Genomic DNA, 20,212 nt, shown 5'->3' with positions numbered 1-20,212 from the left:
TTAAATCGACCTTTGTATAAGGTTATTCTTTAAGCTAAATGGACACAACTTAAGAAAGTATTATGGATAATACTGTTATTTCGACTCCAACCGTAATTAACACCTTTCCCAAACTGGGCTACTGGGTAATTTTTTTTAACATTGGCTTAATCTGCTCGCTGTCATCCAACTTAGATAACTTTTGGGGTTACGCTTCATTAGTGCTCCCCTGTTCAGTAAGCATTATCATTGTGCGCTTATGCTGGCAACAAAGAGTTATTTTTGGCGGTTCAAAAGTCAGTTTTATCAAAATGCAGCAGAACTCAGATTTCAGTTTGCCAACCAGCTTAAGCCTACATTACCAAGATATTGATTCTGTGCGTCTCATTGGTGATCACCTCTTTATTCATTCAGCCAAAGGTAAGATCAACTTTCCTTTAAGGGTTAAATCGAGGTTGGCCAAAAAACTTAAACAGGCTTTCGAGGCAAAAGGCATAACATTTGAAGTTAACTCTTGTATCCTCTAAGGCGAGTTAGCGCTACACTTCCTCATCTGCACGGCACACTTTCGCTGCCACTGTTAAACCAATTTTCGGTCTAGTTCGGCCAAGGGTAAGAAAATCATGATTGTTGATACTTTAGCTAACCGCGATATCTATAGCGCAATTAATCCGCGTATTGCTCGCGCGCTCGAGCATTTAGCCACGACAGACTTTAGCCAATTAGATGTAGGTAAGTATGAGCTCGATGGTAACAACCTATTTGTTATCGTTAACGATTACCAAACTAAGCCTAAAGAACAGCAGCCTTTTGAAGCCCATGAGCAATATATTGACGTGCAATATGTTGTTAGCGGTGAAGAAGAGTTTGGTTACTTACCATTAGCTGGACAAACGCCATCTAAAGCTTATTTTGCAGACCATGATTATGCCAATTATGATTATGAATCTAATAAAGAAAATGCAGCATTTATTCCACTAAAAGCAGGCATGTTTGCGCTCTTCTTCCCTGGGGATATCCATATGCCAGGCGCAGGTGACAACGCCACTCAAGTACGTAAAGTGGTTATTAAGGTAAAAGTCTAGTTTTCAACTAATAACCTCACAATTAAGGGCTAAGCTAATCACCTAGCTTAGCTCAGGCTAAAGCTGCTCGCTTTGCACTGCAATTTTAAACACCTACCTTGAACTTTATCCTCAAAAAAAGCTCTTATAACTACTGATAATAAGCACATAACAGGACCTCAAATGCGCTTGATTCTATTATTAACTAGCCTGCTTAGCCCAGTGGCTTTGGCAGCTATCAGCCCTGATGATTTACAACAAGTCAAAGCGGTGCAATTTAGTAGTGATAAGGTAATAACTGCTGGCTTACCAACAAAGTCTCAATTCAAAACGCTTAAAGACTCGGGTGTTGATTTAGTGATTAACCTTATTCCCAAAGATAACTCTTCAGGTTATGCAGATGAAGCTGAGCTCGTGAAACAAGCAGGCATGGAGTACGCACAAATAGATGTGGATTGGCAACAACCAACACAGGCAAACCTGCAGCAGTTTTTTGCTATTATGGACGCTAACCAAGGTAAACAGATTTTAGTGCACTGCGCGGCTAACTACCGAGCCTCTGCCTTCTATTATCTCTACCAGCTAAAACAAGGACATGCAGATTCAACAGCTTATCAGCAACAAGTCATGGCACCTTGGGGCGATTTACCACAAACTTTTGCTAAGTACCCACAGTGGCAGCAGTTAATCGATGAGGCCAAACAAAACCTTAATTAAATAAATCCACTCAAAGCGCCTTATAGCAATAATATAAGAATTTGATCTGCTCAGAGCGATTTTTAGCAAACTAGTTGAAAACGAATAGCTTTATGATGGTTGTGCCTTTATAAAGCTAGTCAACGCAGAAGTTGGCAGCCGAAAACGCTCCTGAATGGCGAGTTTTAGTGGTTCTGACACAGTGACTCTTAATGCTCGTCTTTCAACTGTTGCGCTCTCGCTGAGCGACTAACTTATGTTGATTAGTGTCATATGGCGCTTTTTTATTGTGCGCCCCTCAAGCTCATATCCAGCAATAATCAACACTCTTAGCGGCTCTCTTACCAAACGAAAATGTGATCTTGATCATTATTACCAAACTGCTAATATAACCACCCAGAATTAGTTATACCAAAAAGAAATATAAGACCTATCCGCTAACAATAACAATAAAGAGCCGATAAAAATGAGCAACCACAACGAGTTAAGCCAAATCTATCTTGATGCAAATGCAACAACGCCAGTATTACCTGAGGCCGCTTCGGCAGCGATGGCAGCAATGCAGACACTTTTTGGTAATCCTAGTAGTAGTCATATTACTGGCTTACAAGCAAAAGATTTGATGGAACAAACTCGTCGTCGAGCACAAAGCTTACTCGGTACTGGTCAGGGAAAACTTATTTTCACTAGCGGCGCGACGGAGGGCATTCAAACAGCTATTTTGTCTGCGCTTATCGCCGCTAAACCACTTATTGACCACGGTCAAAATGACACTCATAAAAAACCCTGCGTGTTATATGGTGCAACCGAACATAAAGCGGTACCAGAGTCGCTAAAACACTGGCTATCGGTACTGGATATCAACGCTGAAGTGATTGCCATCCCAGTCGATGAATTCGGGATCTTAGATCATGACTTCATCAGCCAGAATGCAGCTCGCGCTTTAATGATTTGTACTATGGCGGTCAACAATGAAACCGGCGTTTACCAAGATCTACAACTTTTAGAACACACAATCCGCAGTGTTAATCCAAGTGTTTTTTGGATGGTAGACTGCGTACAAGCCTTAGGTAAAATCCAGCTAGACTTGCAAGCAACCAGTATCGACTACGCTCCTTTTAGCGGCCATAAGCTCTACGCGCCAAAAGGCATTGGCTTTGTTTATATTCGTGATAGTGCCCCTTTTACTCCCTTTATTGCAGGCGGTGGTCAAGAGGGTGGCTTACGTTCAGGTACCGAAAACCTGCCGGGCATGGCAGCACTCAATGTTGTTTTTGATATGCTACTGCGCAGCCACAACTCTGCATTTTGCGACAGTAAAACCTTACACCAATACCGTAATCAGCTTGCGCAAACTTTAACGACTTGCTTTCCTCGTGTGGTATTTAACAACAGCTTTACTCATAGCGTACCAACGACCCTTAACTTTGCTGTTCAAGGTTTTACCAGCAAAGAGATAATGGATCTTTTCGATGCTGCCAATATTCGAGTTAGTTCTGGCTCAGCCTGTAGCTCTAAAGTCACTCGCAGCTTCGTTCTCGACGCCATGAGTCTACCGGCATGGCAAAGTGAGTCAGCAATTAGAATGTCGTTTGGCCCGGCAATAACCCAAGCAGATATTGATGCTGCTTGTGAGCGCATCAAATCGGCTTCGCAAGCACTAACCCAAAGCTGCATGCTGCTTGACGCCAATAATCATAAACATGATGCAAACGAACTTAACAACAAAGTCGCACTTGATGGACTACTTCAACTACGTTTTGGTGCGAGTTGCACTTGGGTATATATCGACAAAGCAAGTAAACAAGCTTTAATCATTGATCCGCTGCCAGAACTTCAACAAAGACTCGATACTTTACTGCAATGCCAACAGCTGACTCCGGTGGCGATAATCGATACTCATGGTCATGCAGATCATGTTTCTGGACGAGAAGTATTAGCTAATAGGTACTTACCTGAGCAAGATTGTGACCTGTTAGGCTGGCCTTATATGACTCAAACCATAAACCATGCTGGCGAGCAATTTGATGCGATTAACATTGGCGATTTACAGCTAATTAAGGTCGCAACCCCTGGGCATACCAGCGACAGTATCAGTTTAATCCTACGCAATAATGCCGAGCTAAAACATAACAGTTCTCAAGCTGAATATGCTTTTTGCGGCGACACCATTTTAATGGGAAGCCTTGGCCGAACCAACTTTGATTCAAGCTCTAGCGCCGCGCTGTTTCATAGCCTAAAGCACCTAAAAACAATAATTAATAGCAATACCTTGATTTGCGCTAGCCATGACTATAATAACGAATTTACCACTCACCTTGATGCAGAGGTGGCACGGAATCCGTTACTGAATGCCGTTATGAATGAACAGATCTCCGAAACGGATTTCATCAGCCGCAAAGCACAGTTAGATAGTCACCTTGTCGATGAAGTTGGCACAGAGATAATGTGCGGGGCCTATGTTGGCAGTTGCGATAAATCTAAGATTAAAGAATATGATACTAGCAGTTTAAATCAGGCGATAAGTAGCGATGCTTCAATCCGAATTATTGATATTCGCGAGCCTCACGAATATGCTCTTAATCATTCTCAAGCAAAGAGTACCAACGTACCGTTAACCCGTCTGGTGCAATTTATTAAAGAACATCAAGATCAAAAACAGCAGCCTTGGGTGTTAGTTTGTCGCAGTGGTAGCCGCTCGCTCGTAGCTGCTCAGGCTATGCATCGCTTAGGCTTTACCCAAGTTGCACACTTAAAAGGTGGTTACGCACTGAGCGCGTAAATGCTTATAGCTAAGTAAGTAACCCAGTCAAATGCAGCTATTTTGCTGACAGTATATGGCTGCATTGCTGAGGTTTCACTTTAGGCTTTTTCTTTTTCGGTTTAGTCGTTGGCTTTGCCGGCGGCTTAACCGGTGCACCTGTTAACTGTTTTTTCCACCAGCTCAGCTCATTACAGCCATCACCAGCTGTGATCGGGGCTTGATTCTGACAAAGCTTGTCGCCTTCAGGGCAATGCAAACGAACATGCATATGGTAGGTATGCCCCCACCAAGGCCGTACTTTATTGAGCCAAGCGTTATTGGTTAATTCTAAATTGCATAAATGCTGTTTAATCACAGGGCTAACAAAAATCCTCGCGACACGCTCATCTTCAGCGGCAATTCTCAACATTTGGGTTTGTGCATTAGTCCAAATCTTGTTGTCTAACAAAAACTTTTTCTTATCGACAAACTTTAACGGTTGCGGTTGTTCTCGTTCCGTTTTAGTTAGTGGCCTACTTGCTTGCTGAAACCAAATATCCACATCTAAGCCTATCTGATGACTACTATGCCCCTGAGTAAAGTTACCACCTCTTGGCATAGACATATCCGCAATTAATAGGTCATTGAAACCTTGCTGTTTAACATTGGTCGCAAAGTCTCTCACAAATCCTGTCAAAACCTCATGACCATAATAGCGTTGCCTATTGGTTCGTATAACTTGATAACCATCTCCAACGATAGGCAAAGCTTGCCCTCCTTGCAAACAGCCATTGGCATAACCGCCTATCGCTGCAGCTTGATTACCGTAAGGGTTATCAATTGCCTCCCATGGATTTGCATTAACCCAAGTCATGCTTTGTAATAAAACCAATGCTAAAAGCGAGCTCAAATTGCTATAAGTCATGTTCTAAATGCTCCAATCAGCTTTAATTAATACGACTTAAATCTTGTTATTCATCTCAGCTAAATACCTCTCATTTTAGTTGCTAACTCTCAATTTTGATCAGCTGGTATCCTTGAGTTAAGGTTATCATCTTGCCTCAGCCCACTTCAGTTGATGAGTCATTAGATTGTTCTTGGAGCAACCTTTGATTTTGGTGAATATTTACTTCAAGCAAATTAATTAAATGCTGTAAGCGCTCTAACTCTAATTGACTCGATAACACTGAATCGCCCGCCTCAAGAGTATCAGCAATTTCCCGAGATAACGTTTGGATCCTAGCAGAGAAAAAAGATTCCGCTTTGTCGCTAATAAGTCGGGATAATTGGTAGATATCAGCTGCATTGTCAGCATCATAAGCCGAAATTAATTTAGTAATTGAGGCCTCTGCAAACTCATTAAACTCATTTATATAAAGACTAAAGCGATGTGCGTCATTAGCAACTAATGCTCGTAACTGACGATAATCTATATCTGCCTCTGTGGTATTTAGTTCTTGTGGTTGATGTCGTGATAATGCAACGACTTTATTATCGACAGTTGCAGCCCCTTGTGGCTTATTTATCAAGTGTGCAAACTGAGACAGTGCATCTCTAAAGCTCTGTTCCTGTAGTGGTTTAGTTAGAACATGATTTGCCCCAGCCTGAATCATATTATCGTGTGCCTCTTTAAATACATCCGCGGTACATGCAAACACTGGTACCGACAATTTGAGGGTTTTACGAATATATTCGGTTGCTTCAATGCCATCCATCTCTGGCATATGGTTATCCATTATGATTAGCTCAAACTGGCGATGTTTCAGAATATTTATCGCTTCGAGACCGTTATAGGCAATTTCAACAGTGTGACCTAAACGCTGACAAAATGTTTTGGCAACTAACGCGTTCACCTTGTTATCTTCAGCAATTAAAATTCGTAGTTTTTCAGGTAGCACTTGCGTAACAGGCTGTGTATCAATCTCATAGGTGACATTCTTAGCGCGCTCTAAAGCAATGAAAATATCAAAGCGTGTTCCAAGCCCTATTTGACTCGATACCTGAATCTTGCCGCCCATGAGTTCAACGAGCTGCTTTACAATCGACAAGCCTAACCCTGTGCCTCCATATTGACGAGTTGTCGATGACTCCGCTTGAGTAAAGGGATCAAAAATACTCTCGAGCCGATCTTTTCTAATACCTATACCACTGTCTTGAATCACTATCGCTATACCTGACTCTGCCGTTTCACCAAGAGCCTGACTAAATGATAAAGTGATACGTCCGCTTTGAGTGAACTTCACCGAATTGCTAAGTAGGTTATAAATTATCTGCCTAACTCTAGCTTTGTCACCTCTAAATGACTGCGCAGGATTAATACTATTTTTAACTTCAAAACCAATATTTTTCTCAGCACAAATTGGAGAGTAAGTACTAATAATAGGGTCAATAACTGTCGATAATTGAAACGGCTCATCTTCCAAACATAGCTTGCCTTCTTCAACCTTGGAAAAATCTAAAATATCATTTAGCAATGAAGTTAAGTGATTACCTGACTCCAAAAGAATTCTAATCTGTTGCCTGTGTTCAGGGTTTTCTAAGCTAGGTTCAATGATTTGTGCCATACCAAGAATACCGTTCAGCGGTGTGCGTAACTCATGGCTCATGGTCGCAAGAAAAGTTGATTTAGCCTTGTTGGAAACATCGGCTTTAATTACAGCTTGCTCTAGTTCGCTTTGCATCTGTTTTCGCTCAGTTGAGTCTCTTTCAACTGCAATATAATTGGTTAGTTTTCCTTCAGGATCCAAAATTGGGTTTATTGCAATATCTATCCAATATTCACTGCCATCTTTATGATAATTGATCAATTCAGACTTAATGGACTCTTGTCGCATAATGCCTTGGCGGATTCTATCGACTTCATGCTTAGAGGTGTTTTCACCTTGTAAAACAGCGCCTGGTTTTTTTCCTTTTATCTCTTCGGGAGAATAGCCTGATAGATTAACAAATCCCTTATTAACCCAAGTTACGCGACCTGTATCATCGGTGATAATAATGGCATCTTGGGCATGCTCCGCGACCAACGATAGCTGCGCTTTTTCTTTCTCAGATTCAGATAATTCATACCGTATTTTGCTTTCTTTACGATTTTGCTCACGCTGCTGTACACGATAGTTAATTGCAAAAATTAACAGTAAGCAAAAAATCACCAATAACAGATAAAATTTAATATCATCGACTAACGTTAACCAAAAGCGAGCCTGAACGGCAAGATTACTATTAATTTGAGTATCAAATACTTGCTGACTTTTAAGCTTAATTTGTTCATCTAACTGTACCAATAATTCACTGTGTACTGCCAAGCTTTGATATTGACTCGTTGTAAAGACCGGACTGTGAGTGATCCCCACCTGAGGAGTGCCGGCAATCAAAGCAAAAATATACATTTTACTTTCGGCATCAGCATAACGACCTAATAACTCTTGTTGTAACAAGCTAACGGTATGAGTCGAGTATTCTTGAGAAATCTTTAACCTTAATAATGTTTCAAGATTCGCCACCAGGTTTTCAACGCCTAAAGAAAACTCGTTGGCATGCAACTGCATAGCATTATCTACAATCATAGAAGCGCCTACGCTAGAAGGCTCTTGTAGCAACTGCTGTAAGTGCTGCACTTGACGCTCAACTCTTACTAACGATTGAGAAAGGTTATCGTAGCTTTGATTATCACTAACTTTGACTTTAAATACTTGGTCTCGAATAAGTAACACTTGATGACTTAGCTCGGTATAAGCATATTGATATTGCTGTACTAAACTGAGCTTGGCCAATAACCCCACAAGAAGCATCACAGCTACCAGTGCCATAAATACTAACCCATAGCTCTTTTGCTGATAGCTTAACGCTCTCATTGGCTCAACTCCTCTATTACCTCAGGTACTGGGGCTGAAAGCGAATTAAGAAACGCCACAAGCTCGATTAATGTCGTCGGTTCAAGCTCTTTACCAAGCTGTACTTTTGCCATCACGATAACAGCCTCTTCTAAGCTAGCTGTACGACCATCATGAAAATAAGGTGGAGTGTTAGCAACATTACGTAAACTTGGCACTCTAAATACATGTTTATCATCACCTTGCTGAGTAATCGAATAGCGACCTAAATCTCCTTTTGCTTCGGTAACCGCATGCACACTTCCAAATTTCTGAAACAAGTTACCACCAATATTTTGCCCTTGATGACAATAAATACACCCTAAAGAACGAAATTTATGCCAGCCATTAAGTGCAGTAGCGGAAAGCGCTTGCTCATCACCATTAAGGTAATTATCAAATGCGGAACCCGGTGTATTAAGTTGCTCCATAAAACTAACCAGCGCATGCTTTATCGTTGCTTCAGTTATTCCGGCCTCATAAATACTGTTAAATGCTTTGGTATAGCGAGGTTCATCATTCAGTTTCACAATAATATCTTGCCAACTCGTATCCATCTCGAGCGGGTTATGGATCGGCCCGTCAATCTGTTCATACAAGCTATTAGCTCTACCGTCCCAAAAGAAACGTGTATTAAATGCCACATTAAATACTGTTGGAGAATTGCGATTACCCTGGCCATTCACCCCAGTTGATACCGCAATAAGCTCTGCACCGTTATCATTGATATGATGGCAGGACTCACAACTTACCTTACCGCTTGAAGATAGCCTTGGATCTAGAAACAGCTGCATCCCCAGCTTGAGTAAAGGTTTTTGCTCGGGGTTAATTGAAGAAATTGGGATTGCTGAAACTGAAAAAGAATGACTAGATAACGGCTTTGATTGAGTGCTAAACAGTGAACTGTCCATCTTAGGGCTTGAAGGTTCAACTTTGGTCACCGTCAAATATAGGTATGAGCTAAACGCTATAACCAAAATAGCCACTAAGCTCCAGCGTAATCTAAATAACACTTCGCACCTCCTTGCGCCGACAGCCACCTTCCATAATCGCCGTATACAGAGTGTAGTGAACAAAACTCAAATCGCCAGTCGACTACAATTCATAGATAACTTAGAAAAATAGCCACAAAAGTAAAAATGCGGAGCAATCCGGCTCCGCGTACTAAATAAACCAAGCAGATAGCAACACGCTTTACTCATGTAGGTTAGGCATCACCTTGAGCTAAGGCTCATTCACAAATAAATAGTGTGCAGTTAATCAGTTGGTAAACCGTAACTAAAAAAGCCAAAGATATAGGATGGCAGACTAATGCATCACTCACTTCCTAGGCTTTTTCCATCATCCAAATGGAGTTGTATTTAATGAAGCGTTTACAACCCAACTGAGCTGTAACCGCTTCAGGCATTAGCTACGCCCTTGATAAATCCAACGATAAATTGTCGGTAAAACAAGCAAAGTAAGTGCAGTAGAACTAAACAAACCACCAATAACCACCACGGCTAAAGGCTGTTGAATTTCACTCCCCACACCAGAAGACAACAAGATTGGGATCAAGCCTAGCGCTGAGGTTAATGCCGTCATCAATACTGGACGTAAACGGCCAACTGTGCCTTCATAAACCGCCTCGTAAAGAGAAGCATCAGTTTCACTAGCCACCAGTTTGCGGCGCTGATTGATAGAGTCCACCAGCACCACACCATTAAGCACAGCCACACCAAATAAGGTGATAAAACCGATTGAACTTGGCACAGACAGGTAAGTACCACTTACAAATAACGCAACAACACCGCCAATCAAAGCGAGCGGTACGTTAGCCATAATCAAACCAACTTGCTTGATAGAGCCAAACGAAAAATACAGCAATAGGGCAATTAGCGCGATTGAGATTGGTACAACTAACATCAACTTTTGCTGAGCACGTTGTTGGTTCTCATACTGCCCTCCCACCACAACTGTGTATCCCGGAGGTAATTCAGCTTTAGGTACAATGGCGTAAATGTCGTCGACCACAGAGCCCATATCGCGATCTGCAACGTTAGCCTGTACCACCACTCTACGCTGTACATCATCACGGCGAATATTCGGTGGCGCCATTTCAATCGCCACATCAGCAACTTCACCTAAACGCACGTTCGCGCCACTCAGACCTGTAAGCAATAGATTTTCAATTGCATCTGGTGAGTTACGGTACTTTTCAGCTAAACGCACATAGATATCGTAACGCGCGTTGCCATCAATGACTTGGCCAGCACTGCCACCACCAATGCCTTGACTTACAAGCGCCATCACTTCATCAACGCTAATACCGTAACGAGCAAGCTGATCCCGTTTCGGACGTACCACTAACTGCGCTTCACCGCTCACCTGCTCTAACGACACATCTACCGCACCCGGTATTTGCGCGACTAAATCAGTTAACACCTGACCACGCTCAGATAACACATCCAAATCAGGGCCAAATATCTTAATCGCTAATTGCGCTTTTACGCCTGATAGCAGTTCATCCACTCGGGTTGCAATCGGTTGCGAAAAGGTAAACAGTAAGCCGGGATAAACATTCAGCTTTTGCTCCATTTTGCGCTGCAACTCAAAGCGGTTACTGGCACTTTGCCATTCATTAACAGGCTTTAAGCCAATGTAAATTTCAATATTATTTACCGGCTCAGGATCGCCACCTAACTCGGCGGCACCAATACGACTTAAGGCATAGTTAACTTCAGGAAACTCCAGTAACAGTGCCTCTAGTTTTGGCGCTACATCAAGCGATGTACCAAGGCTAGCGGTAGGGGCTAACGTCACTCGTAGGTTAATGGTGCCCTCTTCAAGCTCAGGTACAAATTCAGTACCAAGCCTTGGCAATAACATCATACTCATGACAAACATGATCACTGATGCAATCAACAAGGTTTTTGGGTGGGCCATGGTTACGCTTAACAGTTTACGATATAACGTTTCAATTGGCTTAAGCACAGCGCTGTCACGTAACACCACACCGCGATTAAATAGATAAACCGCCAATGCAGGCACTGCAATTAATGCCACCAATAGCGCAGATATCATAGCCAAGATAATACTCACAGCCATTGGCTGGAATAGCTTACCTTCAACACCTTCAAGAGCGAAGAGCGGCGCAAACACCACAATAATAATCGCTGTCGCGAAGAAGATAGGACTGCATACTTCTTTTGCAGCCTGCATAACTTGGCCGACAATAACTGATGCTGAACCACTCTCTTCACGCTTACTAGACTGAGTAAGATGCTTAAAGATGTTCTCAACCATCACCACCGAGCCGTCAACTAACATACCAATGGCAACAGCAAGACCACCCAGTGACATCAAGTTAGCCGACATACCGAAATATGACATCACCAACAAAGCCAAGCCAATGGAGACAGGAATTGACAGCAACACCAGTAAGGTGGCGCGAATATTGACGAGGAATAATGCCAGAATAACCACGATAAACATAAATGCCATTAACAGTGCATCACGCACTGTGCTTACGGCTTGGTTTACCAGATCTGATTGATCGTAAAACACCTCAAAAGATACGCCGTCTGGCAGAGCCTGCTCAATCATAGCGGTACGTGCACTAATGTCATCAATGGTTTCTTTAGTGTTAGCCCCCATGCGTTTAAGTACAACGCCTGCAACCACTTCACCAAGATCTTGCGCGCTCCCCGCCTCATCTCGACGTGTCATGGTCACTGCACCAACTCGGATCTCACTGCCATAATCCACTTTAGCAATATCGCCAATGCGCACTGGCGTACCTGCAACTTCGGTTAATGGAATTTGCGCAATAGCTTTAAGGCCAGCATATCCAGAAGGTAACAAACCATAACCACGCACCACTAATTGCTCTTGGCCTTGATCCATAAACCAGCCACCCGCATTGCGGTTATTACTCTCTAATGCGCTAGTCACTTGAGCCATGGATAGGCCGTAACTAAGTAGCTTATTAGGCTCAACTTGCACTTGGTATTGACGTACTTCGCCACCAAAAGACAATACCTCAGTCACCCCGCCTACAGGCATCATGAGCAGCTTCACCATATAGTCGTTAATACTACGTAGCTCAGATGCATCAATACCTGACTCTGGTGTCGCTCGTAAAATATACTGATAGATTTGCCCGAGGCCTGAAGTATTAGGGCCAATTTCTGGCACACCAACCCCGTCTGGGATCATCTCTCGTGCAGCCTGTAACTGCTCAAATACTTGCTGCCGTGCGAAATAAATATCAGTACCTTCAGCAAATACCACGGTCACAATAGACAAGCCTGTGCGCGATAAAGAACGTACTTCGGTTACCGCAGGTAAGGCGTACATTGCCGACTCAACTGGATAACTAATTAGTTTTTCAACCTCTTCTGCCGCTAAGCCTTCAGCAGCAGTGTTAACCGTAACCTGAACGTTGGTCACATCAGGAAAGGCATCAAGGTTCAGTTTAGGTAACATGGCAACACTGGCAACAATCAGACCCAGTAGCGCAAGTACCACTATCAGACGGTTGCGTACTGCAACGTCGATTAGTTTCTGTAGCATAATGAAAGTCTCTTAGTGATTGTGGATATCGAAACCAGATTTCGCTTGCTCTGAAGCTAAAATGAACGCCCCAGAGATCACGACTTGAGCGTCTTTAGCTAAACCGCGCACAAGGTTCATGCCGCGCTGACGTTCAACCACTTCAATTTCTAGCGCTTCAAAGCCATCATCCCCTTCAACAAACACCTGCCAGTGGCCATCGCTACTGCGAGTTAAGGCGCTATCAGGCAAAATCACTCCACCTTCAGAAGCATCTGGAAGATATAGCTCAGCAAACTGGCCGGCATGTAAAACATGACCCGCATTTTCAAAGGCAACTAAGATTTGCTCGGTACGAGTCACACTATCAAGCTCATGAGAACGACCAATAATCTTGCCCTCTAAGCTCTTATCGCCCACTTTAACGACGGTTTTACTGCCAATACTAACCTTTTCAGCCTGCACTGGCGTCAGCTCAGCCTCTACCCATAAATGCGACTCATCAGTTAACTGCATTAACGCAGTGCCAGCCGGAATAATTTGACCTAACATGGCGATATCTTGCTGTACACGCCCACTAATTGGCGCAATAAGCTGATAGCTACCAATGGTTTCAGGCGCATCTGCCAACGCAGTAATTTGCGCAGGTGTCATCTTCATCGCCTCTAACGTGGCACGTTTAAGCTCAGCATCAACTTGAGCTTGTAGACGACGGCTAGCACTAACCGCACTTGAACTCATGCGCTTAACACGGCTCCATTCAGCTGCAGCGTTAATATAATCAGCTTGGGCTTGAGCCACAGCAACGCCGCCAAGCGTTAGTAACACATCGCCTTTACTCACTTCTTGGCCTGGTACAACGCTTCTCTTTAAAATACGCACATCAACCTGTGGCGCAATGGTAACGGTTCTGTCTCGATCCACCACTAAAGTGGCTGTCGCCACCGACTCTAAACTAAATGTTTGCTCACTTAGCTGCGCAACTTTAATGCCTGCCAAAGCTTTTTGCTCAGGCGTTAACACTATGCCATGGGTATCTTCCGCTTCTTCAGTACCATGAGCATGTCCATCATCAACCTCTTTAGCTGTTGCCGCTTTAACCACACTCACTTCTGCATCGTGATCATGGCCATCTCCAGCAGTTGCTAAAGCAGGTAACATTAGCGCTGTAGATAAACTGATTAATAGGCCAAAACTCATTGCCCGTGTAATTGCATTTAATCCGAAAACGTTAAAGCTAGAGTTATTCAATTTCACTGCGCTATTCATATCGGTACACATATTTTTTTTGGTGACTAGATTCATTTTTAATTTCATTTTCAAAGCCTTGTTATTTCTGAATCGGAGCTGCCGCAACAGCGTCTTGATTAGGTAATTGACGATTCAGATAGTCTTCTAACTGCCCGCTATTCCCCATCCAGCTAAGCCAACTCGAATAAAGCGCTGACTCAAGTGCCAGCCCCGCTAAGTAGCTACCGCTCATTTGTCTTTGGCTTTGCAGGTAATCACTAGTGTTAATGTCGCCAGACTGCCATTGTTGTGACAATGACTTGGCAGCTTGCGCACCTGAAGTCAGTACCAGCTCACTCCAGTCTTGGTAACGTGCAGCAAGCCTTGGCAAACTCAATGAAAACTGCGCTTGTTGCTGTAATAAGGTGCGTTCTTGAGCCAGATATGTTTGCTCAGCGATAATGATGCCTTGATTAGCAACAGCAATAGCCTCGCTGTAGTTATTGCGAATTTGCAGTGGGATAGATAGGCCAAGTCCTACCTTGTTTTCATCGCCTTCACGCTCTGCGCTTAGGCTAATACTAGGGTCTGCACTTGTATCTGCTTTGGCTTGCTCAGCAGTCACCTTTGCTACTAATACTTGCTGATAAGCACTCTTAAGTGCTGGCAATTGTGGCGATACATCAAGGCTATTGGCTTGCTGAATTAGCGCTGTAACAAAATCAGCGAACGGCAGCTTATGCTCACCAAACAAGGCTAAAACGGCACCGTCAGCAGCAATAGAGGCTTGCTCGGCTAATGCGTAATCTGCTGCATTACTGGCAACATCAAGCTGCATTAATTGCAGTTCAACACTCGAGAGGTCGCCCACTTCAGTACGTTGACGCGCTATATCGAGTTGTGCCTTAGCCAATTTAAATTGCTGCTGTTGAAACTCCAGTGCTTTAAGAGCTTGGCTTTGCTCCACTAATGCTTGTAGTCGCTCCGCCAACATTTGGCTGCGCTCAAGTGCGATACTCGAAAGTAAGATCTCACTTTCAAGCTGAGCGATACGAGTTGCCACTCCACGCTTATTACCCCAGTCAATAGTTTGGCTGATATCAATACTGTAGGTATCTTCTGTCGCATTTTGATAACCCAAACCAAGCTCCGGGTTGTAAACTGCTTTATCAGCAGCAGCGATATTAAGCGTAGCTTGTGCTGCTCGCGCAGATTGAGCTTGTACTTCAGGTAACTTATTGAAGCGTGCCATTACCTGTGGCAGCCATTGACTAAACTGAGCATTTAGCTCGACTTGTTGTGTCTGAACTATTGCATTAGCCATGAGTGGTGACGTCAATCCACCATTTTCAACGTTTGCAGCAATAGCGATATTAGTCGCCCCGCCAGCTAAGACACTTAGCAGCAGAGTTGCGATTATCGTTTTTTTCATCAAAAATCCTGTTACCCAGTAAATATTGCCGTGACAGATCGGGCCTAGCGACAGCGCTAGCCTGAAGTTAAACGGCGTAATTACAAGGGTCTAAATCAATATTAGCTAGGTGTAGATTTAAGCAGTTAACCAGATGCAAAAGGCTCAAGCTCGGTAAGTTAACCGCAAAAAACACACAGTATTTGATAGAGATTTAACGACATTGAAATATGACTTTTCAGCCAATACTAGAGCGAGTAAAAGCCCCAATAAAAGCGTTAACTTCACAGCTGAGTCAGCAGTAAAGAATTAAGACCTAGTATTACTTCAATATCGAAGGATTAAACGATTGGAGGGCGGTAATTAGGAAGTTGTTCAGGAGGTAGATATTGTCCATCAATGCTATTAAGCACATCGCCAACTGGGACTGATGGAACGATTGCAACATGAGACATCGCAGTAACATGACCGCCATGACATGGACAATCTAAACAAAGGTCAAAGTTTTTAGATTCGGTTTTACTTATCGTATGGCTATGAGCAACTTCAGGCTCTTGTACTTGCTCGGGCGAGTCAAATGCACAGGCACAATCAACACATTCACTAAGTGTAACCACATCTGCAGTAAATTGAATATGCGGATGAGGTGCGCTTTCCTCTTCATGATCTCCCAAATGTAACTGGTGCATGCCAAGGTTGCCGCCTGCAAATTGCAGAACAACAACAGCAATCAGCGCAGCTGCCATTTTGTATAGAGATTGAGGAGTAAATAGACGCAAAGTTGACCTATTGTATTATTAGTATGCTAAAGCATAAGTTCGCGATAACAATTCTGACCTGCATAATAAACGAAAGTTCACTGCAAACAAGATATTATCTAGTCGTTAGTGAACTTGCTCTCACTTTCTTTGTTAACTATTTAACTAATGAATATTTACTTAAATACGCAATGTTTAGCGTAGTCTGTGGCTTCATTAGCTGTCCAATCGCCTGATGGTTTTTCTTTCATTTGCTTACACCAAGCTTCACTGCCAACTTCTGGGGCACAAGCACTTAAGCCAAGCACCAATGCACAAACTAATGACAGACCTGACAGTTTAGATAACGACATGGATAAATCCTTCTATATAATAACTAAATAAAAACAGATATTGTGGCTGATTATAACAACTAAGTACGTGCTGCAATCCACTCTATTGCTAACTGTTTTTGTTCTAATGGGAACCATGCAACTTCACCTTGCATAAATGGTCCCATGAGGCGCACCGCATTACCGAACCAATCAGGGCCGCCAACAAGCACTAAGGCGTCAAAATTAGGTAACTGCACTTCACCACTACCCGCTAATGATTGCTGCTGCCAGCCTTCAAGCAACACATCGGCTTCTACGTAAATACAAATCTTGCCGCTTGTGTCGCGGTAGCGTTCAATAAGCGGTTGCATTATCAGACCATAATCTTCGGTAGATAAGCGTCCACTGGCAAATAAACTGATCACACCCTCAGTAATATCAGGGATCTTACACAGCATACTTCGGCTCCGTAATTATCAATAGTGATTGCAACATTGCTTGATAATAGCAAACCTGCCGCTAAGGAAAAATTGAGCACTTCCTTATTTTGAGCCAAAGTCTGTTAATATTGAGCAAAAGAAACTAAAGAGCCTACGCTTAGTTACGCGTAAGGTAAACCATCAATCGTAGGCGAACAGCTTTGGCAGTTATCAAAATATCAAACTCAGTATCGATCCAAGACCATGAGCTGGAATGGCAATTCATTCGTTCAAGCGGCGCAGGTGGTCAGCATCTCAATAAAGTCTCCACAGCGGCTCAGCTTATTTTTGATATTAGTCGATCTTCATTACCTGAGTTTTATCAACAGCGATTGCTCGCCAAAACAGATCATCGCATAACCAAAAGCGGCAAGATAATTATCAAGTGCCAACAAAGCCGCAGCCAAGACTTTAATCGCCAAACTGCACTAGAGCAATTTATTGAGCTCGTCAGCAGCGTTAATCAAGTGCAAAAAAAACGCATAGCAACCAAACCAACCAAAAGTAGCCAGCGCCGGCGTGTCGATGCAAAAAAACAAAAAGGTGCCACCAAAGCACTAAGACAAACGAAAGTCAGTTATTAACTTCTAACATGCTAATGGTAGATTTGCTTACTTTCATAGAACAATAATCGACAAACCCGCGTTTTTTTGTTGAAATCACTGGTAAAGGTAAAGTGGTTCTTTGCCGCCACACTTATGTATTTCAAGGGAATTTCCATGAGCAACCAAGCAAAAATCTTATTAGTTAATGGTCCTAATTTAAATTTACTTGGACGCCGTGAGCCAGGACATTATGGCAATGATACGCTAGATAAGATCGTGCAAGATCTGATGCGCAGTGCAGCACAAAGTAATGTTCAACTCGAGCATATCCAATCAAATGCAGAGCACATATTAATTGAAGCAGTACATAACACTGATGCCGACATGATAATTATCAACCCTGCGGCTTTCACCCATACTAGTGTGGCTCTGCGCGATGCTATTTTAGGCGTTGCCATTCCATTTATCGAGGTACATTTGTCCAATGTACATAGTCGTGAACCTTTTAGACATCATTCCTACTTCTCAGATAAAGCTATTGGCGTTATTTGTGGTTTAGGTGCCCAAGGTTATCAATTTGCTCTACAGGCTGCAGTCGCCCGCTTGCAGACATCAAATAAACAATAAGGGTCTAGTCTCGTTATGGATATTCGTAAAATAAAAAAACTCATCGAGCTAGTGCAAGAGTCTGATATTGCCGAACTTGAAATCAAAGAAGGCGAAGAATCTGTGCGGATTTGCCGTCACAGCCCTGTGCCTATGCAAGCTAATAACCAAACCTTTCTAGCTCCGGCGAGCAGTGTTGCTGCAGCAATTCCAAGCCAGCAACTTAAACACCATGATGTAAATGACACTGATGATGAACCTCACCAACTTATTTCACCTATGGTAGGTACTGTTTATCTCATTGATAGACAAAATCAGACACCACTATGTTATGTAGGCCAAACTGTGAAGTGCGGTGATATCGTTTGTATCATTGAAGCTATGACCATGAGTAACCGTATTGCAGCGGATAAAGATGGCGTGATCAGTGCCATTCTAGTCGATGACGGTCAAGCAATTGATTTTGAACAAGCCATAATTGAAATCGAATAGCTGCTGACAATAGCGAACTACATAACACAAGGAGCATAAAGCTATGATATTAATCACCGGAGCAAGCAGTGGTTTGGGTGCCTCATTAGCCAAGCTTTATGCCAAGCAAGATAATATTGCGATTACAGGACGTAATGCAGAACGGTTAGAGCAGGTTGCTGGATCAATCAAACAACCGAGTATCGCCTATGTTTGTGATTTGAGCGATGAACAATCTGTTATCCACCTATTTGATTCTTTGCCGACAACACCAAATATGATCATCCATTGTGCAGGCAGTGGTTACTTTGGCCCAATCGAAAATCAATCGCTAGCGCAAATCAAGCAACTGCTAGACAACAATATAACTTCCGCGGTTTTAATGCTTCGCGAAGCGGTGAAGCGCTATAAAGACCAAGCCGTTACGGTTGTCATCGTGATGTCTACCGCGGCACTTGCAGCTAAGGCTGAAGAGTCAACATACTGTGCAACAAAGTGGGCGGTAAAAGGTTTAGTGGAATCAGTACGCTTAGAACTAAAAACAAGCCCAATGAAGCTCATTGCTGTTTACCCAGGCGGTATGGATACCGGCTTTTGGCCAACCAGTGGTAAACAGGCAAATACAAACAACTTTATGAGTGCAACTGAAGCCGCCACAATGTTAAAGCAAGCACTACAAGCCAGTGAGCACGGTTATATCAGTGATATCACGATAACCCGTGGCTAATTTTATTGCAGCGTAGACTCGCTCCTAACAAACTAACCAAATTCACTCTAAAAAATAAAATGAAATAACTGAGTTGTTTTCTATACTTAGCTCTCTAAGCGTGAAGCAAATTCACGTTGCTATTTATAAGGAGTGTAAATGCGCAATTGTCTAATATTTCTGTTCATTTCAGTTATAGGCTTATTTATCGCTTACCATATTTACCTTTTTATGATGCCAAGCGTAAAAATAGTTAACCAATCAGGTCAGCTACTCACTCGAGTAGAGATCACTCTTCCAAGTAATAACCTTGTTTTTGATAACATAGCTCCAAGTAAAACAGCACGGATTCATTACAGCACAGATCAAGCAGACGGCGACTATGCTTATCACATTAGGTTATCGTCAGGCCAACATATCAACGGACGCTGTGGCTCAGTAACTCACGACCAATATATGAAAGTCCTTGAGCTAACAGTGGATAGTGAAGACAAGGTTAGCTGTATAGAGTAGCTCTACTGAAAGAATACCAATCAGTATTTTACGCAACTCCTCTCTATCCCCCCATAGCATTAGAAGGTAAGTACATTCTCGCTATTTGGCGCCTAGAAATGGCCAACTACGCTAAAGCTTCGTACTCATAAACATATCGCTAACTCTCGTAGTTCGTGCAACGAACACATTGGGCTGAAAGTGAGGCGTTTTGAATACGTAGTATTCAGACTCGCTTGAACGCGGAGAAGCTTGCCTTCGAAGCCGGAGGCAAGGCACATGGATGTGCCGAATGCCAGAAACGCATGGATGCAGT

General features: G+C 42.9%; 18 protein-coding genes. 9 read left to right on the top strand and 9 right to left on the bottom strand.

Annotation, left to right across the window (positions count from 1 at the left end):
* Positions 1–62 precede the first annotated feature (62 nt).
* From L884_RS22540 to L884_RS0100085, 4 genes are all read left to right on the top strand, one after another.
* On the top strand, positions 63–506 hold the full coding sequence (locus L884_RS22540) for a hypothetical protein (protein WP_051435472.1): 444 nt from the start codon (positions 63–65) through the stop codon (positions 504–506).
* Positions 507–602: 96 nt separating this feature from the next.
* Positions 603–1,064, top strand: coding sequence for a NanQ anomerase/TabA/YiaL family protein (locus L884_RS0100095; protein ID WP_028765566.1), 462 nt, complete (start codon positions 603–605; stop codon positions 1,062–1,064).
* A gap of 162 nt (positions 1,065–1,226) precedes the next feature.
* Complete coding sequence (locus tag L884_RS0100090; protein ID WP_028765565.1) at positions 1,227–1,760, top strand: protein tyrosine phosphatase family protein; 534 nt, start codon at positions 1,227–1,229, stop codon at positions 1,758–1,760.
* A 445-nt stretch (positions 1,761–2,205) separates the two neighbouring features.
* Complete coding sequence (locus L884_RS0100085) at positions 2,206–4,521, top strand: aminotransferase class V-fold PLP-dependent enzyme (protein WP_028765564.1); 2,316 nt, start codon at positions 2,206–2,208, stop codon at positions 4,519–4,521.
* Positions 4,522–4,558: 37 nt separating this feature from the next.
* On the opposite strand, the gene mepA is transcribed toward L884_RS0100085, so the two are convergent.
* The 9 genes from mepA to L884_RS0100035 form a co-directional block, all read right to left on the bottom strand.
* Complete coding sequence (gene mepA / locus L884_RS0100080) at positions 4,559–5,407, bottom strand: penicillin-insensitive murein endopeptidase (protein WP_051435471.1); 849 nt, start codon at positions 5,405–5,407, stop codon at positions 4,559–4,561.
* A gap of 136 nt (positions 5,408–5,543) precedes the next feature.
* The gene (locus tag L884_RS21490; RefSeq protein WP_037410102.1) at positions 5,544–8,333 is read right to left on the bottom strand and encodes an ATP-binding protein; all 2,790 of its coding nucleotides are present in this window, start codon (positions 8,331–8,333) and stop codon (positions 5,544–5,546) included.
* Positions 8,330–9,364: a cytochrome-c peroxidase gene (locus L884_RS0100070; protein WP_028765562.1), complete on the bottom strand. Its 1,035-nt coding sequence runs from the start codon at positions 9,362–9,364 to the stop codon at positions 8,330–8,332. The genes L884_RS21490 and L884_RS0100070 overlap by 4 nt, the downstream gene beginning before the upstream one ends.
* Before the next feature lie 394 nt (positions 9,365–9,758).
* Entirely contained in the window at positions 9,759–12,905 is a 3,147-nt protein-coding gene (locus tag L884_RS0100060; RefSeq protein ID WP_028765561.1) for an efflux RND transporter permease subunit, read from the bottom strand.
* 12 nt (positions 12,906–12,917) lie between these two features.
* Positions 12,918–14,153 (bottom strand): efflux RND transporter periplasmic adaptor subunit, encoded by a 1,236-nt coding sequence (locus L884_RS0100055; protein ID WP_425423469.1) that lies wholly within the window; start codon positions 14,151–14,153, stop codon positions 12,918–12,920.
* 61 nt (positions 14,154–14,214) lie between these two features.
* A complete protein-coding gene (locus L884_RS0100050; protein WP_028765559.1) occupies positions 14,215–15,546 on the bottom strand; it encodes a TolC family protein in 1,332 nt (443 codons plus the stop codon).
* Between the two features lie 320 nt (positions 15,547–15,866).
* A complete protein-coding gene (locus L884_RS0100045; RefSeq protein ID WP_028765558.1) occupies positions 15,867–16,271 on the bottom strand; it encodes a hypothetical protein in 405 nt (134 codons plus the stop codon).
* A 188-nt stretch (positions 16,272–16,459) separates the two neighbouring features.
* Positions 16,460–16,636 (bottom strand): DUF3012 domain-containing protein, encoded by a 177-nt coding sequence (locus L884_RS22680; RefSeq protein ID WP_037410100.1) that lies wholly within the window; start codon positions 16,634–16,636, stop codon positions 16,460–16,462.
* A gap of 59 nt (positions 16,637–16,695) precedes the next feature.
* A complete protein-coding gene (locus L884_RS0100035; RefSeq protein ID WP_028765557.1) occupies positions 16,696–17,055 on the bottom strand; it encodes a SpoIIAA family protein in 360 nt (119 codons plus the stop codon).
* A 182-nt stretch (positions 17,056–17,237) separates the two neighbouring features.
* Between L884_RS0100035 and arfB the strand changes: the two genes are divergently transcribed.
* From arfB to L884_RS0100010, 5 genes are all read left to right on the top strand, one after another.
* Positions 17,238–17,660: an alternative ribosome rescue aminoacyl-tRNA hydrolase ArfB gene (gene arfB / locus L884_RS0100030; protein WP_028765556.1), complete on the top strand. Its 423-nt coding sequence runs from the start codon at positions 17,238–17,240 to the stop codon at positions 17,658–17,660.
* Positions 17,661–17,795: 135 nt separating this feature from the next.
* Complete coding sequence (gene aroQ / locus L884_RS0100025) at positions 17,796–18,248, top strand: type II 3-dehydroquinate dehydratase (protein ID WP_028765555.1); 453 nt, start codon at positions 17,796–17,798, stop codon at positions 18,246–18,248.
* Positions 18,249–18,263: 15 nt separating this feature from the next.
* On the top strand, positions 18,264–18,719 hold the full coding sequence (gene accB / locus L884_RS0100020) for an acetyl-CoA carboxylase biotin carboxyl carrier protein (RefSeq protein ID WP_028765554.1): 456 nt from the start codon (positions 18,264–18,266) through the stop codon (positions 18,717–18,719).
* Between the two features lie 43 nt (positions 18,720–18,762).
* Positions 18,763–19,425, top strand: a complete 663-nt coding sequence (locus L884_RS0100015; RefSeq protein ID WP_028765553.1) for an SDR family NAD(P)-dependent oxidoreductase — start codon at positions 18,763–18,765, stop codon at positions 19,423–19,425.
* A 138-nt stretch (positions 19,426–19,563) separates the two neighbouring features.
* The gene (locus tag L884_RS0100010) at positions 19,564–19,917 is read left to right on the top strand and encodes a hypothetical protein (protein ID WP_028765552.1); all 354 of its coding nucleotides are present in this window, start codon (positions 19,564–19,566) and stop codon (positions 19,915–19,917) included.
* Positions 19,918–20,212 lie beyond the last annotated feature (295 nt).

This window comes from Shewanella fidelis ATCC BAA-318 (genome assembly GCF_000518605.1).
Classification (GTDB): domain Bacteria; phylum Pseudomonadota; class Gammaproteobacteria; order Enterobacterales; family Shewanellaceae; genus Shewanella; species Shewanella fidelis.
Note: the sequence above shows the minus strand (reverse complement) of the source record. Positions and strands in the feature narration are given on the sequence as shown.

What these genes read in the sequence shown, in the direction of transcription:
- aroQ (WP_028765555.1), top strand. Translation starts at nt 17,796, where the DNA reads ATGAGCAACCAAGCAAAAATCTTATTAGTTAATGGTCCTAATTTAAAT.
- L884_RS22680 (WP_037410100.1), bottom strand. Translation starts at nt 16,636, where the DNA reads ATGTCGTTATCTAAACTGTCAGGTCTGTCATTAGTTTGTGCATTGGTG.
- L884_RS0100045 (WP_028765558.1), bottom strand. Translation starts at nt 16,271, where the DNA reads ATGGCAGCTGCGCTGATTGCTGTTGTTGTTCTGCAATTTGCAGGCGGC.
- mepA (WP_051435471.1), bottom strand. Translation starts at nt 5,407, where the DNA reads ATGACTTATAGCAATTTGAGCTCGCTTTTAGCATTGGTTTTATTACAA.
- L884_RS0100060 (WP_028765561.1), bottom strand. Translation starts at nt 12,905, where the DNA reads ATGCTACAGAAACTAATCGACGTTGCAGTACGCAACCGTCTGATAGTG.
- L884_RS21490 (WP_037410102.1), bottom strand. Translation starts at nt 8,333, where the DNA reads ATGAGAGCGTTAAGCTATCAGCAAAAGAGCTATGGGTTAGTATTTATG.
- L884_RS0100015 (WP_028765553.1), top strand. Translation starts at nt 18,763, where the DNA reads ATGATATTAATCACCGGAGCAAGCAGTGGTTTGGGTGCCTCATTAGCC.
- L884_RS22540 (WP_051435472.1), top strand. Translation starts at nt 63, where the DNA reads ATGGATAATACTGTTATTTCGACTCCAACCGTAATTAACACCTTTCCC.
- L884_RS0100010 (WP_028765552.1), top strand. Translation starts at nt 19,564, where the DNA reads ATGCGCAATTGTCTAATATTTCTGTTCATTTCAGTTATAGGCTTATTT.
- L884_RS0100085 (WP_028765564.1), top strand. Translation starts at nt 2,206, where the DNA reads ATGAGCAACCACAACGAGTTAAGCCAAATCTATCTTGATGCAAATGCA.
- L884_RS0100050 (WP_028765559.1), bottom strand. Translation starts at nt 15,546, where the DNA reads ATGAAAAAAACGATAATCGCAACTCTGCTGCTAAGTGTCTTAGCTGGC.
- accB (WP_028765554.1), top strand. Translation starts at nt 18,264, where the DNA reads ATGGATATTCGTAAAATAAAAAAACTCATCGAGCTAGTGCAAGAGTCT.
- L884_RS0100095 (WP_028765566.1), top strand. Translation starts at nt 603, where the DNA reads ATGATTGTTGATACTTTAGCTAACCGCGATATCTATAGCGCAATTAAT.
- L884_RS0100035 (WP_028765557.1), bottom strand. Translation starts at nt 17,055, where the DNA reads ATGCTGTGTAAGATCCCTGATATTACTGAGGGTGTGATCAGTTTATTT.
- L884_RS0100055 (WP_425423469.1), bottom strand. Translation starts at nt 14,153, where the DNA reads ATGAATAGCGCAGTGAAATTGAATAACTCTAGCTTTAACGTTTTCGGA.
- L884_RS0100090 (WP_028765565.1), top strand. Translation starts at nt 1,227, where the DNA reads ATGCGCTTGATTCTATTATTAACTAGCCTGCTTAGCCCAGTGGCTTTG.